The organism is Nitratireductor indicus C115 (assembly GCF_000300515.1).
GTDB classification, from domain to species: Bacteria; Pseudomonadota; Alphaproteobacteria; order Rhizobiales; family Rhizobiaceae; genus Nitratireductor; species Nitratireductor indicus.
Genome location: NZ_AMSI01000001.1, coordinates 508,158 through 529,242, shown reverse-complemented (window position 1 = coordinate 529,242; position 21,085 = coordinate 508,158). Strand labels below are relative to the sequence as shown.

Sequence of the window (21,085 nt, the reverse complement as noted above, 5' to 3'; positions counted from 1 at the left end):
GCCCATCGCCGATAGGCTCAAGCGTTCGACAATGATTGTGACACGTCACTAAAGACGCCAGAAACGGCTTGCTAAGAATAGATTTCCAAAATAAAATGTGAAGGTATCATTTTCATAAATTGATTTTTCTAAATGAAAATACAATTCATCAGTATAATTATTTTATTTTTACTTTCCACCCAACCTGATACAGCTCTTGCCGCCGATCCCATCACCGAAGATAGGTATGCCGAGCCAATCAGCGACATCGTTGGCGTCCTAATGCAACAGGAACAGATACCAGGGATGTCGGTCGCGATCATTGCGGGAGACGAACAGCGTATCTACGATTTCGGCTATGCTTCTCTTGAAACAGGGACAAAAGTCACGCGGTCCACCCTGTTCGAAATCGGCACTATGAGCCGGCTCTTTTCGGCCACTCTTGCGGCCCACGCGGAGCAGGAAGGGAAACTTTCGCTGTTCGACAGCGTCAGCGATGTCTGGCCGGCGTTGCGCAGCAGCAGTTTCGACAATGTGACCCTGTTAAACCTTGCAACGCACACAGCCGGGCTTCCCTCACTCACCCCCGGAATGGTGACCGACGAAAAAACACTCATCGACTACGGCCTCCATTGGACGCCCACTTATCCTGCAGGCTTGCAACGCACGGAAACAAGTTTCGGCAGCGGCCTTCTGGGACTTCTCGCGGCCAAGTCCATGCGCCTGTCATATTCCCAGGCAATGGAGCAGCACCTTTTTCCCGCTCTTGGAATGAAGCACAGCTTCATTGCCGTGCCTCGTGGCAAACACAAACAGGTTTCCACCGGGTACAACCGGACGGGCGCGGCGGTTGAGCCCGAGACAGGCTTCCTGACCGCCGAAGCGCTGGGCATAAAGACAACCGCATCGGACCTCCTGCGCTTCGTCGCATTGCAGATGGGACAGGAGAGCGCCGACGAGGCCGTAAAACAGGCGATTCTCAACACACGTGTTGGCTATTTCAAAGTCGAAGACATGATTCAGTGTCTCTATTGGGAACAGTATCCCTATCCCGTCACACTCAACCATCTGCTTGAAGGGAATGCCCCTTTCATCCGTTTCGGCACATTGCCGGCACAGCGGTTGAAACCGCCTTTTCCCCCGCGCCGCAGCGTTCTCGTGAACAAGGTCGGGTCGGCGAAGGGGTTTTCCGCCTATATCGCTTTCGTTCCGATCAGAAAGTTCGGCGTCGTTTTGCTGGCAAACAAAACCTTCCCTGTTCCGGCGCGCGTTACCGCCGCGTACCAGATCATCGAAGTGCTGGAACGGCTGCACCAGCCCGGATCGCCAATCGACGAGACGATCCGTCAGTAAGGCTGGCGCCTTCCTCTACTGTGCGTTCTCGGAGAAGGTCTTCAGATATGCGATCACATCCTCGATGTCGTCGGGTTTTTTGAGGCCCGCGAAAGCCATCTTGGTGCCCGGCACGACACTGCGCGGCGCAGCAAGATAGGCGTGCAGGGTCTCTTCGTCCCAGACCAGGCCTTTTTCGCCGGCTTCATGCATGGCCGGCGAAAACTTGAAGCCCTCCACCGTACCAGCCACCCGGCCGAACAAATCGTTGAGCTCCGGTCCAACCTTGTGCTTGGCTCCCTCACCGACCGCATGGCAGGCCTTGCATCTGGCAAAAACCTTTTCGCCATCGTCGGCATCCGGATCAGCGTGCGCTGCGCCGTAAAGCCCCAGAAACAGCGGCGCGGCGAGCGCCATTGCCTTCATCAATTTCGGCATTCTCAATTCCTCCACCGCTTGTTCAAAACACCCAAGATCCGATTTGATAAATCGTATCCGCAGCGCGGGGAACCTCTTCTCGCGCGAAGGATTGCCGCACCAGCGATTTTTATCGGAGGCGACGGCAATGAATAAAACATGCTGATTTAACTCATATATTCAGGAACATCGGACGTTTCATCTGGAAACAAACTGTTTTCGGCAATCGCATTGCCGGGGAGACAATCACTCAGCTAATTTCACGTGGTGAGTAACGATTCGAGTTTAGTAGCCGTGCAATGTGACAATGCGCTTGAGGTCGTCCAACTGGAGCTTCTGCTGGATTTGGCGGATCTCGTGGCGCAAGGATTTGAAACCGCTCTTCTGACTGCTCTGGATGAACTGGACGGTAGGGTTCTCTTCAACCGCAGGCTGGATGACGATCCGCAATATCAGCGCATCGCAGCGGTGGCGCTTGGGCCGGAAAACGAGGTGGCGCTTGTGTTTCTCGACCATAGCGGAACATCCACACGCACCGAGGACGCACGTGCAAGCAATCATCCCCTGCGGGATGAGGCACTGGCTGCGGCGAACACCGAACAAAACTGATTCCGAATTTTTCCGACCGGGACACGGCATCGCTGCACCGTGCGCCGGTTCGCATTGTCGTGTTCGCGTGCCGCGAGGCTATAGCCCGCGAATGAGAAACCTCTCAGCCATGACGGGAAGAGGGCGTCTGCTCACTCTTCTCGGCACCCGGAAAAGCCACAACCCGATCACCCTGCGCGACAGGCGAGTACTGCGCTTTCAGCACATCGTCGATCAGGCTGCCAATCACCTCGCGCAGCCTTTGCGTTTGCGGGTCGCTACCGCGCAAAGCCGCCTGGGCGTTTTCGAGATGGGCGTGCACGGACGCAAAGTCTGTCGGCATGATGTCCCTTTCCGATGCCCCCGCGAGACGATGAGATTGCACGGCAAACTATCAATGGGGAGCGAATGGAAAATGTAACATTTATATAAAATACCTATTTATTTTCACATATTTAGACAATCCAACAACTTGGCGGAATCTGCGAGATTCGTTAAAAAGCGAAACATCGGATCAACGGTTGTTAGAAATTTGCCGGCTAGTAGTGGGTAAAAGCCGAGGATGCTGAACGACATGAACACATCACAGACGCCCCGCACACCCCGCTGGATATGGCTTGCTGCCTTCACTCTCGTTGGCACGATCTGTGCCGTGGGCCTGTCCTTTCTCGTTCACTATCTCCTTTTCTTCAGCGAAAACATCAATCCGTACCGGCAGAGCCTGCTGGCCGCGATCATTCTTCCGGTCGCAATCGCAGCGCCTCTTCTGTTCTATATCGCCTATACGTCCCAGACAGTTCGCAACTATCGCAACGAGCGCAATTTCGCTGCCGCACACGACCCCTCAACGGAAGTTCTGAACGGCAATGCCTTCACGACCCTGGTCGAACGCCGGCGCAATACCTCCGTCTCGGAAGCCGGACGCACCTACGGGGCCCTGCTCATTGTGGAAGCCCAGAACGCGCGGTCGATCAATATCGACTACGGATTTCGCTGGGGCGAGGAATCCATGCGCCAGATAGCATCCGTCATCCGGGCCAATGTGCGCCGAAGCGACATCGTCGGGCGGCTCAGCGACGACGAATTCGGCATCTTCCTTCCCGGCGCCACCGTAGAGCAGGCACGTGAGGTAGGTGAGCGCATTCGCTCAGCCGCCACCGAAACACCGTTCCTTGCAGAAGGCAACGAACTCAGCCTTTCGCTCGATATCGGCGGCGTGATTTTCGAGGACCAGATCGAATTCCGTGGCTTGATGCGCGTCGCCTCCGAGCAACTCGACAAGGCTCGTACCAAGGGCGACGACGGTTTTCGCCTGAGCGCCCTCGGCGCCTCGGAAGCGCCTGAGCGACGGACCTGAAACCCTATCCTGCGGCAATCGTTTCAGTGCGATTTGATCGAGCGCAAAGCGCCCCCTGCTGACCGTGGCATTTTGCCCGAAATGCGCAATGGACGCGCGTTGGGGCCGACACTATGATCGCGCCGCACAGCAGGAAGGTCTCATGAACTACCAGCGTTTCTTCTCGGAGGCGATCGAGCAACTACATGCCGAACGCCGTTATCGTGTCTTCGCCGATCTTGAGCGAATCGTCGGCGCTTTTCCCCGCGCCCTGTGGCGCGCCAATGGCGATGTGCGCGAAATCACCGTGTGGTGTTCCAACGATTATCTCGGCATGGGGCAGCATCCGGACGTGATCCGCGCCATGCAGCAAACGGCAGGCGGGATGGGTGCGGGCGCTGGCGGCACCCGCAATATCTCCGGTACCAACCATCCGCTCGTTGAGCTGGAAAGCGAACTGGCCGACCTGCACGGCAAGGAAGCCGGTCTGGTGTTCACGTCGGGCTTCATTTCCAATGAGGCCGCGATTTCCACGATTGCCCGGCTCCTACCGAACTGCCTCGTTCTCTCGGATGAGCTGAACCATGCCTCCATGATCGAGGGCGTGCGGCGTTCAGGCGCCGAAAAGAAGATTTTCCGCCACAACGACGTGGCGCATCTCGAGAGCCTCTTGCAGGCGGCCGAGCCAGGACAAGCCAAGCTGATCGTTTTCGAATCCGTCTACTCCATGGACGGCGATATCGCACCTATCGAGGCGATTGCCGATCTCGCCGACAAATACAACGCAATGACCTACATTGATGAGGTTCATGCGGTCGGCATGTATGGCGCGCGCGGCGGCGGCATCACCGAGCGTGACGGCCTCGCCCATCGCATCGACATTATCGAAGGTACACTTGCCAAGGGCTTCGGTGTCATCGGCGGTTATATCACCGGTTCCACCGCCGTCGTCGATGCCGTGCGCTCCTATGCTCCGGGGTTCATCTTCACGACGGCTCTGCCGCCCTCCATCGCAGCGGCCGCAACAGCATCGATCCGTCATCTGAAGTCCTCCACGGCGGAGCGCGAGGCGCAGCAACGCCAGGCGCAGAGTACCAAGGAAACCTTGGGTGCAGCGGGCTTGCCAGTCATGCCTTCGCAGACCCATATCGTGCCGCTTCTGGTCGGTGATCCCGAACTCTGCAAGCAGGCCAGCGACCGGCTTCTGGAGAAGCATGGGATTTACATTCAGCCCATCAACTATCCGACCGTCCCACGCGGTACCGAACGGCTGCGGATCACCCCCACGCCGTTCCACGATGACGGGCTGATCGAGACCCTGCGCGATGCGCTTCTTGAAACATGGAATGCACTCGGCATTCCCTTCAACGAGGCTGGGCAACCGCAGCAGGCCAAATCCGATCGGGTGGTTTCGCTGCTTGTGCCAAAATCGGGCGGCTGAAATTCTCGACAAAGCAAAAGCGCCGCCGGAGACTCTCCGGCGGCGCTTTTTTTGTCTTTACGAAGGCTTAGGTCAAAACAGCCTGTGCTGAAGAACCTTATTTCTTCTTCGCGAGGAGATCTCGGATTTCGGTCAGAAGCTGCACATCGGCAGGAGGTGCTGCCGGTGCGGCTTCGGGCTCCTGCTCAATGCGGCGGCGCATATTGTTCACGGCCTTGACCATCAGGAAGATGATCCAGGCGAGGATCAGGAAATTCACGACAACGGTCAGGAAGTTGCCATAGGCGAAAACCGCACCCTGCTCACGGGCGGCAGCAAGCGTGGTCGCTGTAACGCCAGAAGAAAGCGGCAGGAAATAATCGGAGAAGTCCAGACCGCCAAAGATCGCGCCGACGATCGGCATGATGATATCGTCGGTCAGCGACTTGACGATAAGACCGAACGCCCCGCCGATGATGACACCGACAGCCAGGTCCATAACATTGCCCCTGGCGATGAATTCACGAAATTCCTTCAACATACGGATGTCTCCCGATCTTGCTGCAACCCCTGACGACTCAATTGCCGCCTCGGCGCCACAATAGCAAAACCGCAGATTGAGATAAGCGCAAAATAGCGCTAATCGCCGCGTCTTCGAATTGTACTTGGAATGCCGCGGCTCCTTTCGGGTGCGCAGCGTTCCATCTTCTGATTTTTCCGCGTTTATCGGACGTCATATGAAACCATCTGACTATACAATGCTCTAAAGAAGCATTGGACAGGGCATTCTGGCTGTGATTGCCTGAGAATGGCCTTTCAGGGAGGAGGATCGAACCGCCGTGCAGGGCTGGGTCATCGCCATCATAGCCGTCGCTTATGTGACGTTGCTCTTCGTTATCGCAAGTCTCGGCGACAGCCGGGCCGGGCGGCGTATCGGCCTCGGTTCACGTCCCTTCATCTATGCGCTGAGCCTTGCAATCTATTGCACCTCCTGGACGTTTTTCGGCTCCGTTGGCCTGGCCTCCGAACGCGGTTTCGAGTTCCTGGCGATCTATATCGGCCCGATCCTTGTCTTCCTGTTCGGATTTCCTCTGCTCAAGCGCATCATCCGGCTTGCAAAATCGGAGAAAATCACCTCGATCGCCGATTTTCTGGCGGCGCGCTATGGCAAGAGCTTCGCGGTCGCGTCGATGGCCACGCTCATCGCCACATTCGGCACCATTCCCTATATAGCCCTGCAACTGAAGGCGATCTCGGACTCCGTCAGCCTGATGGTGGCCCATTATGACGGCGCCCCGCCAGCAATAGACTTCTTCGTCGGCGACATCGCGCTCATCGTCGCGCTGCTTCTGGCTATATTCGCCGTTCTCTTCGGAACCCGCCATGCCGATGCGACAGAGCATCAGGAAGGGCTCGTTCTCGCGGTAGCGGTAGAAAGCATCGTGAAGCTGGCCGCCTTCCTCACGGTCGGCATTGCGGTAACCTATTACTTCTTCGATGGTCCGGTGGACCTGGCGAGTGCGGTCAGCCGCCTGCCCCGTGTTCAGGAGGCTTATAGCTACCCGACCTCGCTTGCCACCTGGATCGTGATGACGACGCTCAGCGCCTTTGCCATCATCATGTTGCCGCGCCAGTTCTATGTGACGATCGTCGAAAACAAGAGCACGGCGGAGCTTGAAACGGCAAGCTGGCTCTTTCCGCTCTATCTGGTGCTCATCAACCTCTTTGTCCTGCCGATTGCATTTGCCGGGCTGCTGCTCGTCGGCGGGGGTACCAATTCGGACCTCTACGTCCTGTCGCTGCCTTTGCTGGAAGGTCACGATGCGCTGGCGCTGATCGCCTTTATCGGCGGTCTTTCGGCGGCAACGGCCATGGTCATCGTGGCGAGCGTCGCGCTCTCAATCATGATCTCGAACGATCTGGTCATTCCGCTCTTCGTGCGCAGGCTTCTGAGACCCGATGCACGCGACAAGGAAGACTGGTCGACGGTGATCCTCAACGTGCGGCGCGCGGCGATCTTCATCATCCTTTTCGCCGCCTTCCTCTATTATCGCGAAACAACGCACAATACGCGGCTGGCGGCCATCGGCCTCATATCCTTCGCGGCCATCGCCCAGTTCGCGCCGGCCTTCTTCGGCGGCCTGTTGTGGCGCGGCGCCAATGCACGCGGCGCCCTGTTCGGCATGGGGGCCGGCTTCATCCTCTGGGGCTATACGCTGCTCTTTCCCTCGCTGGCACCGGCCGACACGGCCATCATCCGCGAAGGGCTTCTGGGAATTCCCGCACTTCGGCCGCAAGCCCTGTTCGGCACCGTCGCAGAGCCGCTCAATCACGGTGTCCTTTGGAGCCTTGCCGTCAACACGCTGTTCTTCATCCTCGGCTCGCTGTCGCGTGCTGCACAACCGCTCGAGCGCATTCAGGCGGCGATCTTCGTGCCGCGCGAAGCGGGGCCTATTCCCACGCTGCGACGCTTCCGCACCGCCGTCACCGTCAACGATCTCAAGGATACGATTTCACGCTACCTGGGAGCAGAACGAACCGAGCGCTCCTTCGCCACTTTCGAGGCGACGCACGGCATCCGGTTGAATGGCGGCGAGCATGCTGGCATGGCGCTGGTGCGCTTTTCCGAACAGCTTCTGGCGAGCGCGGTGGGCTCTTCATCATCGCGCCTCATTCTCTCGCTGCTGTTCCAGCGGAACGACCGCTCACCGCGCGACGCGCTGCGGCTTCTCGACGACGCTTCCATTGCGCTCCAGCACAACCGCGATCTCCTGCAGACCGCGCTCGACCAGATGGAGGAAGGCGTCACGGTCTTTGACCGGGATTTCCAGCTGATCTGCTGGAACCGGCAATTCCGGATTCTCTTCAGCCTGCCGGACGAAATGGGACAGGTGGGCGTTCCGCTCGACCGGTTCGTGAACCTGCTTGCCGCGCGTGGCGAGCTCGACGCCGATGCGCAAACCATCACACTCAACCGCTTCACCGATTTCGGCGTTCCCTGGGAAATACGCCTCATCAAGAGCGAACGCATCATCGAACTGCGCACCAACCCCATGCCCGATGGCGGGATCGTGGCGACCTATACGGACATCACGCCACGCGTCGAAGCGGACATGGCGCTCAAGCGGATCAACGAGACGCTGGAGCAGCGGGTCGCCAACCGCACCGCCGAACTGATGCGCGTCAATGAAGAACTCGCTCAGGCGCAGGTGCTGGCGGAAGAGGCAAATCTGGGGAAGACGCGCTTCCTCGCCGCCGCCGGCCATGACATCCTGCAACCCCTCAATGCCGCCAGGCTCTATTGCTCATCTCTCATGGAGCGCGTCGAAAGCGGCGGCATACGGGAGCATGTGGCCAACATCGAATCCTCGCTGGATTCCGTGGAGGTCATCCTCGGCGCCGTGCTCGACATATCGCGGCTGGATACCGGTGCGCTGAAGCCGACGATCAGCGCATTCCGGCTGGAGCCGCTCCTCAAACAGCTCGATACCGACTTCAAGCCGCTTGCTGCGGAGAAGGGCCTGAAACTCACCATCGTGCCAACTTCGCTTGCAGTGGAAACCGACCGTAATCTTCTGCGCCGGCTCGTGCAGAATCTCGTCTCCAACGCGATCAAGTACACACCGCGAGGCCGGGTTCTGGTGGGTGTGCGACGGCGTGGAGAATTGCTCGAACTGCAGGTGCTGGATACGGGTATCGGCATCCCCGAAGATCAGCTCAACACGGTGTTCCGCGAGTTCACCCGGCTGGATGAGGGCATGCGACAAGCGCAAGGCCTGGGGCTCGGCCTTTCCATCGTCGATCGTATCGCCCGGGTATTGCGCCTGGAAATCCGCCTGTTTTCCCTGCGCGGACGAGGGACCCGTTTCTCCGTGTTCCTGCCTGCGGCCGAAGCTCCGGCCCAACTGATGCAGGCGCCTTCCACAGCGAGCGGAGCCCAGCGCGCCATGCTCAACGGGCTCGATGTTCTGTGCGTGGACAACGATCCGCGCATTCTCGACGGTATGCAGCAGCTTCTCGAAGGCTGGGGGTGCCGGGTGCGCACTGCGACAGGCTCGCAGACCTTGCCGGAAGCGGGAGAAGCCGCCCCCGGCGTTATCCTGGCCGATTACCACCTCAACAACGAGGATGGGCTTGCCATCATTGGAGAGCTCAGGGCGCGCCATGACGCCGGGATTCCGGCCATTCTGATCACCGCAGACCGCTCCAACGAAGTGCGCTCTGCAGCCGACGAACTCAATGTTCTGATCCTGAACAAACCGCTGAAGCCAGCCGCGCTGAGGACATTGCTCACGCGTTGCAGGCAAATGAAGGAAGCAGCCGAATAGCCAGCCTCAACCGTTCTGGAGAAGATCAATTTTCCTGGGCGATGGCTTCGGCGCCGATGCGGGAGAGACGAATGACGGCCTGAGTTCGGCTGTCGACATCAAGTTTCTGCAGGATCGCGGAAACATGGGCCTTGATCGTCGCCTCGGAGACATTGAGCTCATAGGCGATCTGCTTGTTGAGAAGCCCTTCCGCAAGCATGCCCAAAACGCGGGTCTGCTGGGGCGTCAGCATCTGTAATCTCTGTATCAGATCGGCGATCTCCGGATCCGCCTCGGCACCCAGATCGATGTTCTCGGGTGTGTAGACATCACCGTCCAGCATCATGCGCACGGCACGCCGAATTTCTTCCATACTTGCCGATTTGGAGATGAAGCCGGACGCACCGAGGTCGAGCGCGCGGCGAATCGTTTCGGGATCGTCATGCGCCGACACGACCGATACCGGGACGGACGGGTTCATGCCACGCAGGGCAATCAAGCCTGAAAGACCGCTCACACCGGGCATCGAAAGATCGAGCAGTACGAGATCCACATTCTCCTCGACCAGGGACTTCACACCGTCGAAGTCGCCGGTTTCAAGGATTTCGCAGCCCTCACCAAGGCCGGAAAGCGCAGTCCGCAGCGCACCGCGAAACAATGGATGATCGTCGGCGACCAGAAATCTGTAACCTGAAGCCAATTGTCCCTCCCGGCCCGCAGCTTGGTTCTCAGGCGGTCATCGCGCCGCAGGTTGCGCGCCGATTATGCGGGGAACCGCATTCTTTTCAAGATTATTACGGGGGGTGTGGGAAAGAGTTCCCGGAAAACGGGAAGAATACCCGGCAATTCGCAACCCACACAGCGGGTTTGCGCAGTGAAACAGCATTTCAAAAAAGAGGTTTGGGCAATGTCATACCCGAACCATTTCAGCCGTTCGTCTTCGTCGCATCTTCTGCGGCAGAAGCAAGCAGGGAGGCGCCCATTTCTGGGTTCCTCCCTGCCTTGGTCAGGAGAGATGTTCTGGAGCGGTCGCCGTTTCACGGAAACCCTGACCCGATCTATCTCTTTGTTTTTCCGCATTTGTGCAGACGTCAGATGATTCCACTTGACTGCAAAATACGCTAGCGGTCGTCGGCGAGTTTCTGGCGCTGCGTGCCTAACCCTTCAATGCCAAGCTCCATCACCTGGCCCGCGCGCAGATAGATGGGCGGCTTCTGCCCCATGCCGACGCCGGCCGGCGTACCCGTCGAGATGATGTCGCCGGGGGCAAGGCTCATGAAGCGGCTGAGATAGCTGATGAGATGCGCGACCCCGAACACCATGTTGGCGGTGGTTCCGTCCTGATATCGCTTGCCGTCAACGTCCAGCCACAGCTTCAGCGCCTGCGGGTCGGCAACCTCGTCAGCCGTGACCAGCCAGGGACCGACAGGGCCAAACGTGTCAGCGCCCTTGCCCTTGTCCCATGTGCCGCCGCGCTCGATCTGGAAAGCGCGCTCGGAAACGTCATTGATTACGCAATAGCCGGCCACATGCGACAGCGCATCTTCCTCGGAGATGTATTTTCCGCCCGTGCCGATGATTACACCAAGCTCGACTTCCCAGTCGGTCTTTTCGGAATCGCGGGGAATGAGAACCGTGTCGTTAGGTCCGCAGATTGCACTGTTGGCCTTGAGGAAGACCACGGGCTCCTTGGGCAGGTCGAGTTTGGATTCCGCCGCATGGTCAGCATAGTTGAGACCGATACAAACGAACTTGCCCACTCCGGCGACGCATGGGCCAAGGCGGGGCTCCCCATCCACAAGCGGGAGGGAAGCCGGGTCGAGCGCCGCCAGTTTCTGCAGGGAAGCGGGGGCAATTGCCTTGCCATCGATGTCACCGATGACACCGGACAGGTCGCGGATGCGTCCCCCCGCATCCAGCATTCCCGGCTTTTCGGCTCCGGGTTCACCGTATCTGAGAAGTTTCATGCATTTCCTCCAGGCAGGACCGTCTCGTCGAAGATTCGACGGCAGTCCATTTCATACTCAAGGTCGACCACCGGCGGGCGGTTGAAATGCCAAGTCATGCCGTTGCGGTGGGCACCGCGCGGGCCGATCTCGGTTGCGACCAAAGGATGAATATCGTGAACCGAATAAATCTGCACCCCGGTCGTGTCATTCCATGAACCGCCGAAATGAGCCATGCGGCGCTCCATCTCGCCAAGCACGTAGGCTGCCTTCTCACGAAGTGCGTCCGGCGAGGTGTCACCAAGGCGCACGATGTGATCGCGGTAGTTGCCCTTGCCTTCCGGAGCCTCGCCGGAACCGGCGATTGCGAAGGTCTTCGGCGCGTCCTTGTCTTCAACCGTGTAGATGAAAGCGTGGAAGCCTGGCTCGGCCGGGGCTCCGATCTCGGGACAGACATTGGAACGGCCGACGGGATTGTCGCTGCCGGTCATGATGCCCCAATCGCGAAGCGTGCCGGTGTAGACGCGGTTGAACTCCTCGAAACCTGCCTCAGTGAACTGGCCGGGAGAGCGCAGTTCGCAAGCGCAGAACGCCGTCAGCGGACGTCCGACCGCTTTCAGATGAGCCGCAATCCGCTCGAAACCCTGCTTCAGCGGCACCACTTCGTCGAAGCGAACACGCACAAGGCGATATCCGGGAAGCGCGGAAACGCCCGCCGAATATTGCATGACGCCGGGAATATATTCATAGCCGCCGGCTTGCATGGTCTTGGTCTGCATTCTCACGTCCTCTGTTGAAATGTTGGAAAAATCACGAGCCGACCGTCAGCGCCGCATCGAGGCGGCGCAGCGCGGCAATGATGCTGAAGGCGGTGATGGCGCTGCTCCGGGGATTGGCTTCGTCCGGCAGGTTGGCGCAGACAACCTTCATCTCGCCTGCGCGTGAGCGCACGTACAGCTCGTGCGTGTTCACCGCCACGGACGGATCGGCCCAGAGTTCGACTGCCGTCGCCTCGGGTCCTGCGCCGGCAAGCGCGATAGTTGCCGCCACGTTCACATTCTTCGGAAACGCCACAACGGATTGGCGGGCATTTCCTGAAAAGAGCCGCACGGCGCGGTCGATCGATGCCGTGGACCTCGCCAGCCCCTCAACCACGACGGTCTCACCAAAGGAAGCTGGCGGCTTGCGGGTCGTCAGGCGCACCGCTTCAAGCCCGATCTCACGCGCCGCGCGCAACCCATCCATACCCGCGACCGCGCCGGAGGGCGCTATGAGCCGGGTCGCCGAAGCGCGCGCCTTGTCCAGAATGCCCGGAACCGTCAGAAGGCACCCCACGCTGGCAACGACCAATGTCCGGCCCTGTCGGCCAAACACGCCTTTGGCAAGCTCCGTGAAGACGGCAGGCGGCAGGCACTCCACCACGATATCCGCCTCGTCCGCCACCTTGTCGAGAGAGACAATACCGGGTGCGGAACGGAAATCGCGAATGCGGCGCGCGGCGCTTTCGGGGCTGCTTGCGGCAACCGCGACAAGGCGCAATCCGTCCATTCCCTCGTCAAGCGCGCGGGCCACACGGAGCCCGACCGAGCCGAGCCCCGCCACCGCAACCCTGCGGATGTCAGCCATAGTTGAACACGAGGAACTTGATGTCGCTCATGCTTTCCATGGCATAGCGCGTTCCCTCGCGCCCAAGGCCGGAATCCTTCCAGCCCCCGAAGGGCATGTTGTCGATGCGATAGATCGGCACGTCGTTGATCATCAGGCCGCCCACATCCCAGGTCTCCAGCGCGCGGAAAGCGGCGCGCATGTCATTGGTGAAATAGCCGCCCTGGAGCCCGTAACGCGAATTGGCCGCGCGCTGCACGCCCTCCTCGGCGCTTGCCACCTTGTTGAGCGTCACGACCGGACCGAAAATCTCCTCGGCCTCGACCTTCATATCCATCGTGGTGTCGGTCAGCACCGTCGGCTCGATCACGGCGCGGTCGCGCTTGCCACCGGTCAGGACGCGGGCGCCCTGAGCGACGGCTTCGTCGATCCAGCTTTCGATGCGGATCGCCGAACGTTCGTCGATCACCGGCCCGACATCGATGCCCTCTTCCAAGGGATTGCCGACGGCGCATGCCCGGACGCGGGAGACCAGTTCTTCCTCGAACCGGTCATAGACCTTTTCGTGCACGAGGATGCGCTGCACACCGATGCAATACTGGCCGCCATAGACGACGCCACCACGCACGCAGCGTGCCGCCGCGAAAGAGATATCAGCGTCATCCGAAACGACCACGGCGCCGTTGCCGCCCAGTTCGAGCGAAACCTTCTTCTTGCCGGCGATGGATTTGATGTGCCAGCCCACACCGGCGCTACCGGTGAAGGTGACCATGGGGATCCGGTCGTCGCGCACCAGCTTTTCGGCCAGGGGCACATCGCAGTGCACGACCACCAGAGCATCCTCCGGCAGGCCGGCCTCAAGCAGCACCTCTGCCAGAAGCTTGCTTGTCAACGGGGTCTGCGGTGCAGGCTTGAGGATCACGGAATTGCCCACGGCAAGCGCCGGCGCCACCTTGTGCAAGACCAGGTTGAGCGGGAAATTGAACGGTGTGATCGCCAGGATCGGCCCAATGGGGAAACGCCGCGCAATGCCGACCCGGCGGCCGAGATTTGCAAGCGTGTCGAGGTCGGCGCGATCGAGCTTAAGCGCTCCGCCATCGGCATTGCTCGTCTGATATTCGAAGACGGCGCTATCGACGTCGAGCGGCACCTCCTCGCCGGAAAAAGCACGGGCCTCACGGGCCGCGTTGCGCAGGTTGAACAGGGAGCGCGAGACTTCGCCACGCGCATCGTAGAGGGGCTTACCCGCCTCGGCGGCGATCAGCCGGACGAATTCCTCGCGACGGTCATCGATAATATCGGCGGCACGGTCCAGGATATCGGCGCGGATGAAGCGCGGCAGACGCCGCATGACCTCAAAGCCCTTGAGCGCCTTTTCCACGGCGGCATCGACTTCGGCCTCGCCGGCCACTGGCATACGGCCGACGACACTTCCATCATAGGGGGAGAGGATATCATCTTCACGGATCGGAGAATTCACGGACAGGTTCATCGTCTTCAACTTTCAAGATGTGTCAGCATCAGGAGGCGCCGATATAGGCCTCGCGCACAGCAGGTGCCTCGCGCAGTTCTTCGGAAGGAGCGGCCATCACGATGCGGCCGCGGTCGAGCACATAGCCGCGATGGGCAAGGTCGAGCGCTGTCATGACATCCTGCTCGACCAGCAGAATAGAGACCCCGGCCTTGTTGATCTCGACAAGGGATTCGCCCAGCAATTCGACGGCGCGCGGCGCCAGGCCGAGCGACAATTCGTCGATCATCAAGAGTTTCGGGCGGCTCATGATCGAGCGGCCAATGGCGCACATCTGCTGCTCGCCGCCGGAGAGCGTGGCCGCATCCTGGTTTGCCCTTTCAGCCAGGCGTGGGAACATGGTCATGACCCGTTCCAGGTCTTCGTCCACGCTTTTGTCGCGACGGCGCAGATAGGCCCCCATGAGCAGGTTGTCGCGCACCGACATGGTGCGGAACAGACGCCGTCCCTCCGGCACATGAGCAACACCCGCCGAAAGGATGTCCTTGCATTCGAGACCCGCCAACTCCTCGCCCTCGATACGGACGCTGCCGGCAGCGGGCTTCACCAAGCCGGAAACCGTGCGCAGAAGCGTGGTCTTGCCGGCACCGTTGGAGCCTATGAGACAGACAATCTCGCCGCGGTTTACCTCGAGATCGACACCCCACAGGACGCGGATCTCGCCATAGCCGCTCTCAAGGCCCTTGATCTGGAAGAACGGTTCAGCCATTGGCCTTTCCTCCCGGGTTTGCCTCGGCATAGCGGTTGCCGAGATAGGCCTTGATGACACGCTCATCGCGTGTGATCTCCAGGGGCAGGCCCTCGGCGATCTTGGCGCCGTGGTGCAGCACCACGATCCGCGAGCAAAGGTTCATGACGACCTTCATGAGATGTTCGATGAGAATGATGGTGACGCCCCGCGCGGCAATGGCGCGGATCATCTCCAGCGCGACATCGATCTCAGCCGGGTTAAGCCCGGCATTGACCTCATCGAGCAGAAGCACCTTCGGTTTCATGGCGAGGCTCTTGGCGAGCTCCAGCCGCTTGCGGCCAGCCAGCGTGAGCTCGGCGGCGAGCACGTCCTTCTGGGGCGCAAGCCCCAGAAATTCGATTGCGCTCATCGCCTCGTCGCGCGCTTCGGCTACGCTCTTTGCACCGGCGGCGAACGTGGCAGGCGCCATGACGTTTTCAAGCACGGTCATTTCCGGGAAGGGCTGCACCACCTGATAGGTGCGCGCAACGCCCAGCCGGCTGATCTGATAGGGCTTGAGCCCGTCGATGCGCTGCCCGTCGAACTCGATGCTTCCCGAGGTCGGCTTGTAGACGCCAGTCACCAGGTTCACCAGCGTCGTCTTGCCGGCACCATTGGGGCCGATCAGGCCTACGATCTCACCAGGCTCGACAGCCAGATCGACATCGTCCACCGCCCGCAATCCACCAAACTGCTGGGAAACGCCCTTGAGTGTGAGAATGCTCATGCGGCCGTCTCCTTGCTATGGTCTGCGCCGGTCCGCTTACGCTTCCTGATGAAACCAAGGACACCGTTGGGCAGGAAGAAGATGAGGGCGACGATCAGCAGGCCGAGCACGGCGGAATGGATCGACAGGAAATTGCGCCACACGACTTCCTCCATCACGAGGAACGCTGCTGCGCCGATCACCGGTCCGGCGACCGTGCCCGCACCGCCAAGCATGACCATGACGATCGGCTTGACGGATGTCAGGACGGAATAGACGTCCGGCGGCTCGATATAGAAAACCCAGGACGCATAGAGAGCGCCTGCGGAACCGACGAAAAGCGCCGACAGGACGAAGGCGACAACCTTGTAGAAGGTCGTGTTGACGCCAACCATGGAAGACGCATCCTCGTTCTGCCGGATGCAGCGAAGGGCAAAGCCGATGCGGCTTGACGAAACGTACCAGCTCATCAGGAAGGTGAGCACGGCAAGCCCGAGCATGGCCCAGAAAAAGAGCTGCGCCTGCGCTTCCACCGACATGCGGATGACCGGCAGGTTGAGCCCCATGCCACCGCCCGTGAGGCTGGTCCAGGAGGTGGTGACCTCAAGGAGAACTTCGGCAAGCACCAGGCTCGCAATCGCGAAATAATGGCCCTTGAGATGCAGGATGGCCGCTCCCATCAGGGCTGCGAAAAGGCCGGCCACGATGCCGGCTGCAAGCCAGGCGAGCGGCATGGGCAGACCGTTGCCCTGGAGAATAGCTCCCGCATAGGCACCCAGCCCGAAGAAGGCCGCTGTCGCGAAGGAGGGATAGCCGGCATAACCGCCGATGATGTTCCAGGATTGGGCGAGAACTGCGTACATGGCGAACATTGTGCCAAGACGCAGGACATAGTTGTCGCCGACGAGCGGCAGGAACGCCACCAGGAGAAGCGCGGCGAGGACGTAGATGGGACGCACCGTCATTCGTACCCCCTGCGGCCCATAATGCCAGTCGGCTTGAAGATGAGAAGGATGATGAGAAGCACGAAGGCGATGGTCAGCCCGTGCTGCGGCCCGATCAGAAGCGCGCCGAAGCTCTGGATGGCACCAAGGGCAAGACCGCCGACGATGGCGCCGGAAATGCTGCCGAGACCGCCCAGCACGCAGACGATGAAGGCAATGCCCAGAAACTCGGAACCATTGAGCGGCGAAATCGGAAAGATCAGGCTGAGGAGGCTGCCCGCAGCGCCCGCCATCAAGGCTCCGAGACCGAACGTGATGGCATAGATGCGCTTGACGTTGACGCCCATGAGGGCCGCCGCTTCCCGATCCATACGCACAGCGACGATGGCGCGGCCAATGCTGGAGCGGACGAGAACGAAATAGAGAATGACCGTGAGCACACAGGCAAGGAGCATCGCCACCAGCCTGTCGAGCGGCAGAACGAGGCCGCCGACCACGGTGCTGCCCAGCGGATGCGCGAGCTGCACCGTGCGATAATCCGCCGTGAAGGCGACAATCATGCCGTTGTTCAAGATCAGGTCTAGGCCGAAGGTCAGAACGAGCGTGGTCAGGACGGGTGCGCCCACGACACGGTTGATGAGACCGGCCTGCACCACATAGCCCAGCGCAAAGAGCGCGCCGCCCGCAAGGATCACGGACAGGAAGGGGTGGATGCCCAGATGCACATAGGCGAAATAGGCAATGTAGGAGCCGAGCACAACGAAGGATCCGTGCAGGATATTGATGACGTTGAGCACGCCCCAGACCAGCGAGAAGCCTACCGCGATGCAGGCATAGAGCCCGCCCAGCACAAGGCCGTTGAGGAGGATCTGTGCGTAAAGCATTGAATACCGTGTGGGTTCGATGGCCGCCGGCACCATGGCCGGCGGTTCATGCGATCTAAGGAAATGCCGAAGCGTGGACTACTGGATGTCGCCGTAGCGCATCTCGCCCTGCTTGACGGCTTCGGGATAGATCGTCTTGGTCGTGCCATCCTGGATCTGGAAGACCGGCGGCTCAAGAGAATCGATCTGGCCGGTCTCGTCGAAGCGCACATTGCCGTAGAAGGTCACCGTGTCCATCGCGGCAAGCGCATCGCGCACGGCCGTCGGATCGATGGAGCCGGCATCGCCGATGGCAAGCTGAAGGATCGCACCGGCAGCGCTGGCGGAGGCCTCGGCATAATCCGGCGTTGCACCGTATTTGTCCTCGAACGCCTTCACATAGTTGGCCGTCGAACCAAACAGATCCTTGCCTTCATAGGACACGGCCGGATGCCACCACGCAGCGCTGGTTACATTCTGCGAAAGCGGGCCTGTCGCGTCGATGAACTCCTTATACGCCGGACCGGCGATCATGGTCAGAACCTTCGGCTTGATGCCGAGGTCCGCCATCTGGCGGCGCATCAGGATGAGATCGTTGATATAGCCGGTGATGAAAACCCAGTCGGGCTGCGACTGGAGCATGAGCGTCAACGCGGAGGCGTGATCCATCGTGCCGATCGCATATTCCGCGAAGGAGACGACCTCAAGATCCTTGGCTTCCGCCGAGGCTTTCATCTCATTGGCAATGGCGAGCGGGAAGAGATCGTTACGGGCATAGATCGCCACAGTCTTCACGCCCTGACCGGAATCGGCGACGATGTTGGTGAGCGGCGCCGTCAGGGTCTGGTTCGGCGTGAAGGTGCCGAACAGGTATTTATAACCCTGATCGTAAACGCTGGAGGACGAGGCCGTCGCCGCGATCATGGGAATCTGGTACCGCTCGGCAACGGAACTTGCCGCCTTGGCGGCGCCGGAACCGAATGGCGCGAACAGGAAGTTGACCTTGTCATTGGTGATCAGGCGTTCGGCGGTCTGCACGGCGCGCGGTGTGTTGGATTCGTAATCCACGTAGACGATCTCGACATTGTAGGTCTTGCCACCCACCTCGATACCGCCCTTGCCATTGACCGTCTCGGCCCACAGGTCATAACCACGCTGCTGCTTCAGCCCCTCGGGCGAAAGCGGCCCGGTCAAGGGCAGCGGCGCACCGATGCGGAGCGTTTCCTGTGCTGCGGCGGGCTGAACCGCCATCATTGCGGCACCCATCACCGAGAGCAGCCACGGCTTGAAAGAAAATCCCATAGAAGTACCCCTCATGTCTCTTATTTGGATTGGACATTGCGTAGTGGCTCACACCCTAGGGGAAACTAGGTGCGTCAAGGAAGCATCAATGTGAGCACACAGTGTTGCATTTCATGCAACACGCGAAAAGGCTTCGGCCGTCTCGATGATGACCGCAGCAAGCTTGCCCGCCGAAGGCGTAAGCTCGACCTCGGCGCGCTTGCAGATCTGCGTGGTGGAAAGTGAAAGCGCGCGCGACACAATCGGTATTCCAACGAGTTCGCCCGAGGCCAGCTCGCGCTCGAAGGAGAAGGCCGGCAAAAAGATAAGCCCCATATTCTGCAGGGCGAACTGGCGCATCATGTCGATGGAGTTTGTCTCGAGCCGGATGTTGAGCGTCAGAAGATCGGCCTTCACCGCGTGATCGACCAGATGGCGAATGCCGAAAGAGCGATCGGGCAGGCCCACCGGCAAATCGCCGATATCGCCCATCTGGATTTCCTTGTGTCCGGCCAGGGGGTGCGCGGAGGAAACGACCACCATCAAAGGCTGGCGGAAGCTCGACAGCATCTCCACTTCAGGTCGCGGATAGGGCTGGAAGGAGATGCCGATGTCGCAGCGATCTTCCGCGACCGCCCGCATTACCTCGTCTGTGCTGGCAGTGCAGACCTCATAGGTAATGCCCGGATGCTGCTCTCCGAATGTGGCAAGCGCGCGCGGAAGGAGCCCGCCGATCATGCCTTCCACCGTATAGATGACCACGTGGCCGCTATCGAGGTTCTTGAGGGAATCGATTGAGCTGCGCAAACGCTGCAGTTCCTTTGCCCGGCTCTGCACATAGCGGGCAGCCAGCTCCCCCGCCGGCGTGAGGCGAACGCCCTGCGCCTGGCGCACCAGAAGCGTGGTTCCATAAAGATATTCGAGCTTCTGGATCTGGCGACTGATCGAGGAGGCGGAGATATGCAGCTTTTCGGCCGCCTTGCGGATCGACCCCAGTTCGACCACCGTCTCGAAATAATAAAAAGCCGTATCCATTCGCCTGCGTCACTCCCGCGCCTCGAACCGCTGCCCTCAAGCTAGAACGACATTTTGCCGGAAGACAATATGGGCACGGTTTGCCGCAGTCTGTCGCGCAAGTGTTACTTGCCTGAACCCATGGTTTGGCACACTCTGGCTGCGGGAGGTCAAACCGACGGGATTGACCCAATGGACAAAATCTACGCTGTTGCCGTTACCTGCGTCGGACGGGCCGTCATGTTCGGCACGCTGGCCATCGGCCTCGTCATGCTGAGTTTTTCCTTCGATCTTGCGCGTGCGCTCATGGCCGGCGCTTTTCTGACCCTGGTGATGGCGCAGATTCTGATCCTGAAGGCGCAAACCACTTCGCGCCAGAAACCAGGCCGAACGGAAACATGGAACTGCCTTGCGCCGGAAGCACGCCCCGCCGGCAGGCATGGCCGCAAGATTTTCCTGTCGATTTTGGCCGACGTCTACATGCACTTTGCCACACTCAGCTTCGCGGCCGGGTGCAGCCTCTTTGCAGCCGCCATGGGAGTACGGCTGGCACGCGCGTTAATCTGAACCTTGCAGCGCCTGTTCAGGTACGGTCAGGCGCCGGCTTGCCCGTATCGGGCGCCTTTTCTTCCTTCTCGAAATCCTTCACGATGCCCATGAAACGGCGCATGAATTTTTCCATGAGACCAAGAGTTTCGTCGAACTCTTCCTCGCTCGGAATATCGGCCTTGGAGCCTCCCGTCTCCAGGGTGGCAACGCGATCCTCCAATGCCTTCAGGCGTTCCCGAAGCACGGCGACATCGTCTTCATAGGCCGTGCGCTCATCGGCGGCCAGCGTGCAGACTAGTTGCCCCTGCCGTTCGCGGCAGATCGACATGGCGCCGGTCTTCGTATCCATGCGGACATAGCCGTCATCCGTACGCTCCAGCCGGAAGCGCTCGGCATCCTGGGCAAGAGCTGGACCGGCGAGGGCTACAGCGGCAAGGGTCGCCGCCAGGGTAAGGTTTCTGCGCATCTTCTCCGCTCCACTTCCACCGCGCCACGCACCAATCCCGGTACATGAACACGCTCAATCCCGTTGTTTTC

General features: G+C 60.0%; 21 protein-coding genes. 6 read left to right on the top strand and 15 right to left on the bottom strand.

The window, feature by feature from the left end; genetic code table 11:
• Positions 1-132 precede the first annotated feature (132 nt).
• Positions 133-1,332, top strand: a complete 1,200-nt coding sequence (locus NA8A_RS02550; RefSeq protein ID WP_040671523.1) for a serine hydrolase — start codon at positions 133-135, stop codon at positions 1,330-1,332.
• Positions 1,333-1,347: 15 nt separating this feature from the next.
• On the opposite strand, the gene NA8A_RS02545 is transcribed toward NA8A_RS02550, so the two are convergent.
• Positions 1,348-1,749 (bottom strand): c-type cytochrome, encoded by a 402-nt coding sequence (locus NA8A_RS02545; RefSeq protein ID WP_009755824.1) that lies wholly within the window; start codon positions 1,747-1,749, stop codon positions 1,348-1,350.
• A 273-nt stretch (positions 1,750-2,022) separates the two neighbouring features.
• Between NA8A_RS02545 and NA8A_RS02540 the strand changes: the two genes are divergently transcribed.
• Positions 2,023-2,337, top strand: coding sequence for a hypothetical protein (locus NA8A_RS02540; protein ID WP_009755823.1), 315 nt, complete (start codon positions 2,023-2,025; stop codon positions 2,335-2,337).
• A gap of 103 nt (positions 2,338-2,440) precedes the next feature.
• Here NA8A_RS02540 and NA8A_RS02535 read toward each other — a convergent pair whose 3' ends face one another.
• Positions 2,441-2,659 carry a hypothetical protein gene (locus NA8A_RS02535; RefSeq protein WP_009755822.1) on the bottom strand — a complete coding sequence of 73 codons (219 nt, stop codon included), beginning with the start codon at positions 2,657-2,659 and terminating at the stop codon, positions 2,441-2,443.
• Positions 2,660-2,890: 231 nt separating this feature from the next.
• Between NA8A_RS02535 and NA8A_RS02530 the strand changes: the two genes are divergently transcribed.
• Positions 2,891-3,673: a GGDEF domain-containing protein gene (locus NA8A_RS02530; protein ID WP_040671642.1), complete on the top strand. Its 783-nt coding sequence runs from the start codon at positions 2,891-2,893 to the stop codon at positions 3,671-3,673.
• A gap of 142 nt (positions 3,674-3,815) precedes the next feature.
• On the top strand, positions 3,816-5,093 hold the full coding sequence (gene hemA / locus NA8A_RS02525) for a 5-aminolevulinate synthase (RefSeq protein ID WP_009755820.1): 1,278 nt from the start codon (positions 3,816-3,818) through the stop codon (positions 5,091-5,093).
• A gap of 97 nt (positions 5,094-5,190) precedes the next feature.
• Here hemA and mscL read toward each other — a convergent pair whose 3' ends face one another.
• Entirely contained in the window at positions 5,191-5,613 is a 423-nt protein-coding gene (mscL, locus tag NA8A_RS02520) for a large conductance mechanosensitive channel protein MscL (RefSeq protein ID WP_009755819.1), read from the bottom strand.
• Positions 5,614-5,911: 298 nt separating this feature from the next.
• On the opposite strand from mscL, the gene NA8A_RS02515 reads away from it, so the two are divergent.
• Positions 5,912-9,400: a hybrid sensor histidine kinase/response regulator gene (locus tag NA8A_RS02515; protein WP_009755818.1), complete on the top strand. Its 3,489-nt coding sequence runs from the start codon at positions 5,912-5,914 to the stop codon at positions 9,398-9,400.
• 25 nt (positions 9,401-9,425) lie between these two features.
• Here NA8A_RS02515 and NA8A_RS02510 read toward each other — a convergent pair whose 3' ends face one another.
• The 11 genes from NA8A_RS02510 to NA8A_RS02460 form a co-directional block, all read right to left on the bottom strand.
• On the bottom strand, positions 9,426-10,079 hold the full coding sequence (locus tag NA8A_RS02510; protein ID WP_009755817.1) for a response regulator transcription factor: 654 nt from the start codon (positions 10,077-10,079) through the stop codon (positions 9,426-9,428).
• Positions 10,080-10,500: 421 nt separating this feature from the next.
• Positions 10,501-11,346 carry a fumarylacetoacetate hydrolase family protein gene (locus tag NA8A_RS02505; RefSeq protein ID WP_009755816.1) on the bottom strand — a complete coding sequence of 282 codons (846 nt, stop codon included), beginning with the start codon at positions 11,344-11,346 and terminating at the stop codon, positions 10,501-10,503.
• A complete protein-coding gene (gene cnbZ, locus NA8A_RS02500) occupies positions 11,343-12,104 on the bottom strand; it encodes a 2-amino-5-chloromuconate deaminase CnbZ (RefSeq protein ID WP_009755815.1) in 762 nt (253 codons plus the stop codon). The genes NA8A_RS02505 and cnbZ overlap by 4 nt, the downstream gene beginning before the upstream one ends.
• A 31-nt stretch (positions 12,105-12,135) precedes the next feature.
• On the bottom strand, positions 12,136-12,951 hold the full coding sequence (locus NA8A_RS02495) for an aspartate dehydrogenase domain-containing protein (protein WP_009755814.1): 816 nt from the start codon (positions 12,949-12,951) through the stop codon (positions 12,136-12,138).
• Positions 12,944-14,422, bottom strand: coding sequence for an aldehyde dehydrogenase family protein (locus NA8A_RS02490; RefSeq protein ID WP_009755813.1), 1,479 nt, complete (start codon positions 14,420-14,422; stop codon positions 12,944-12,946). The genes NA8A_RS02495 and NA8A_RS02490 overlap by 8 nt, the downstream gene beginning before the upstream one ends.
• A 28-nt stretch (positions 14,423-14,450) precedes the next feature.
• Positions 14,451-15,170: an ABC transporter ATP-binding protein gene (locus NA8A_RS02485; protein WP_009755812.1), complete on the bottom strand. Its 720-nt coding sequence runs from the start codon at positions 15,168-15,170 to the stop codon at positions 14,451-14,453.
• Entirely contained in the window at positions 15,163-15,918 is a 756-nt protein-coding gene (locus tag NA8A_RS02480) for an ABC transporter ATP-binding protein (protein WP_009755811.1), read from the bottom strand. Before NA8A_RS02480 ends, NA8A_RS02485 begins: the two co-directional genes overlap by 8 nt.
• Positions 15,915-16,862: a branched-chain amino acid ABC transporter permease gene (locus NA8A_RS02475; protein ID WP_009755810.1), complete on the bottom strand. Its 948-nt coding sequence runs from the start codon at positions 16,860-16,862 to the stop codon at positions 15,915-15,917. The genes NA8A_RS02480 and NA8A_RS02475 overlap by 4 nt, the downstream gene beginning before the upstream one ends.
• On the bottom strand, positions 16,859-17,725 hold the full coding sequence (locus NA8A_RS02470; protein WP_040671641.1) for a branched-chain amino acid ABC transporter permease: 867 nt from the start codon (positions 17,723-17,725) through the stop codon (positions 16,859-16,861). The genes NA8A_RS02475 and NA8A_RS02470 overlap by 4 nt, the downstream gene beginning before the upstream one ends.
• A 78-nt stretch (positions 17,726-17,803) precedes the next feature.
• Positions 17,804-19,006, bottom strand: a complete 1,203-nt coding sequence (locus NA8A_RS02465; protein WP_009755808.1) for an amino acid ABC transporter substrate-binding protein — start codon at positions 19,004-19,006, stop codon at positions 17,804-17,806.
• Positions 19,007-19,117: 111 nt separating this feature from the next.
• Positions 19,118-20,020: a LysR family transcriptional regulator gene (locus NA8A_RS02460; protein WP_009755807.1), complete on the bottom strand. Its 903-nt coding sequence runs from the start codon at positions 20,018-20,020 to the stop codon at positions 19,118-19,120.
• A gap of 171 nt (positions 20,021-20,191) precedes the next feature.
• On the opposite strand from NA8A_RS02460, the gene NA8A_RS02455 reads away from it, so the two are divergent.
• A complete protein-coding gene (locus NA8A_RS02455; protein WP_009755806.1) occupies positions 20,192-20,566 on the top strand; it encodes a hypothetical protein in 375 nt (124 codons plus the stop codon).
• Positions 20,567-20,582: 16 nt separating this feature from the next.
• On the opposite strand, the gene NA8A_RS02450 is transcribed toward NA8A_RS02455, so the two are convergent.
• Positions 20,583-21,014, bottom strand: coding sequence for a hypothetical protein (locus tag NA8A_RS02450; RefSeq protein ID WP_009755805.1), 432 nt, complete (start codon positions 21,012-21,014; stop codon positions 20,583-20,585).
• Positions 21,015-21,085: the final 71 nt, after the last annotated feature.

What these genes read in the sequence shown, in the direction of transcription:
- NA8A_RS02550 (WP_040671523.1), top strand. Translation starts at nt 133, where the DNA reads ATGAAAATACAATTCATCAGTATAATTATTTTATTTTTACTTTCCACC.
- NA8A_RS02545 (WP_009755824.1), bottom strand. Translation starts at nt 1,749, where the DNA reads ATGCCGAAATTGATGAAGGCAATGGCGCTCGCCGCGCCGCTGTTTCTG.
- NA8A_RS02535 (WP_009755822.1), bottom strand. Translation starts at nt 2,659, where the DNA reads ATGCCGACAGACTTTGCGTCCGTGCACGCCCATCTCGAAAACGCCCAG.
- NA8A_RS02530 (WP_040671642.1), top strand. Translation starts at nt 2,891, where the DNA reads ATGAACACATCACAGACGCCCCGCACACCCCGCTGGATATGGCTTGCT.
- hemA (WP_009755820.1), top strand. Translation starts at nt 3,816, where the DNA reads ATGAACTACCAGCGTTTCTTCTCGGAGGCGATCGAGCAACTACATGCC.
- mscL (WP_009755819.1), bottom strand. Translation starts at nt 5,613, where the DNA reads ATGTTGAAGGAATTTCGTGAATTCATCGCCAGGGGCAATGTTATGGAC.
- NA8A_RS02505 (WP_009755816.1), bottom strand. Translation starts at nt 11,346, where the DNA reads ATGAAACTTCTCAGATACGGTGAACCCGGAGCCGAAAAGCCGGGAATG.
- cnbZ (WP_009755815.1), bottom strand. Translation starts at nt 12,104, where the DNA reads ATGCAGACCAAGACCATGCAAGCCGGCGGCTATGAATATATTCCCGGC.
- NA8A_RS02495 (WP_009755814.1), bottom strand. Translation starts at nt 12,951, where the DNA reads ATGGCTGACATCCGCAGGGTTGCGGTGGCGGGGCTCGGCTCGGTCGGG.
- NA8A_RS02490 (WP_009755813.1), bottom strand. Translation starts at nt 14,422, where the DNA reads ATGAACCTGTCCGTGAATTCTCCGATCCGTGAAGATGATATCCTCTCC.
- NA8A_RS02485 (WP_009755812.1), bottom strand. Translation starts at nt 15,170, where the DNA reads ATGGCTGAACCGTTCTTCCAGATCAAGGGCCTTGAGAGCGGCTATGGC.
- NA8A_RS02480 (WP_009755811.1), bottom strand. Translation starts at nt 15,918, where the DNA reads ATGAGCATTCTCACACTCAAGGGCGTTTCCCAGCAGTTTGGTGGATTG.
- NA8A_RS02475 (WP_009755810.1), bottom strand. Translation starts at nt 16,862, where the DNA reads ATGACGGTGCGTCCCATCTACGTCCTCGCCGCGCTTCTCCTGGTGGCG.
- NA8A_RS02470 (WP_040671641.1), bottom strand. Translation starts at nt 17,725, where the DNA reads ATGCTTTACGCACAGATCCTCCTCAACGGCCTTGTGCTGGGCGGGCTC.
- NA8A_RS02465 (WP_009755808.1), bottom strand. Translation starts at nt 19,006, where the DNA reads ATGGGATTTTCTTTCAAGCCGTGGCTGCTCTCGGTGATGGGTGCCGCA.
- NA8A_RS02460 (WP_009755807.1), bottom strand. Translation starts at nt 20,020, where the DNA reads ATGGATACGGCTTTTTATTATTTCGAGACGGTGGTCGAACTGGGGTCG.
- NA8A_RS02455 (WP_009755806.1), top strand. Translation starts at nt 20,192, where the DNA reads ATGGACAAAATCTACGCTGTTGCCGTTACCTGCGTCGGACGGGCCGTC.
- NA8A_RS02450 (WP_009755805.1), bottom strand. Translation starts at nt 21,014, where the DNA reads ATGCGCAGAAACCTTACCCTGGCGGCGACCCTTGCCGCTGTAGCCCTC.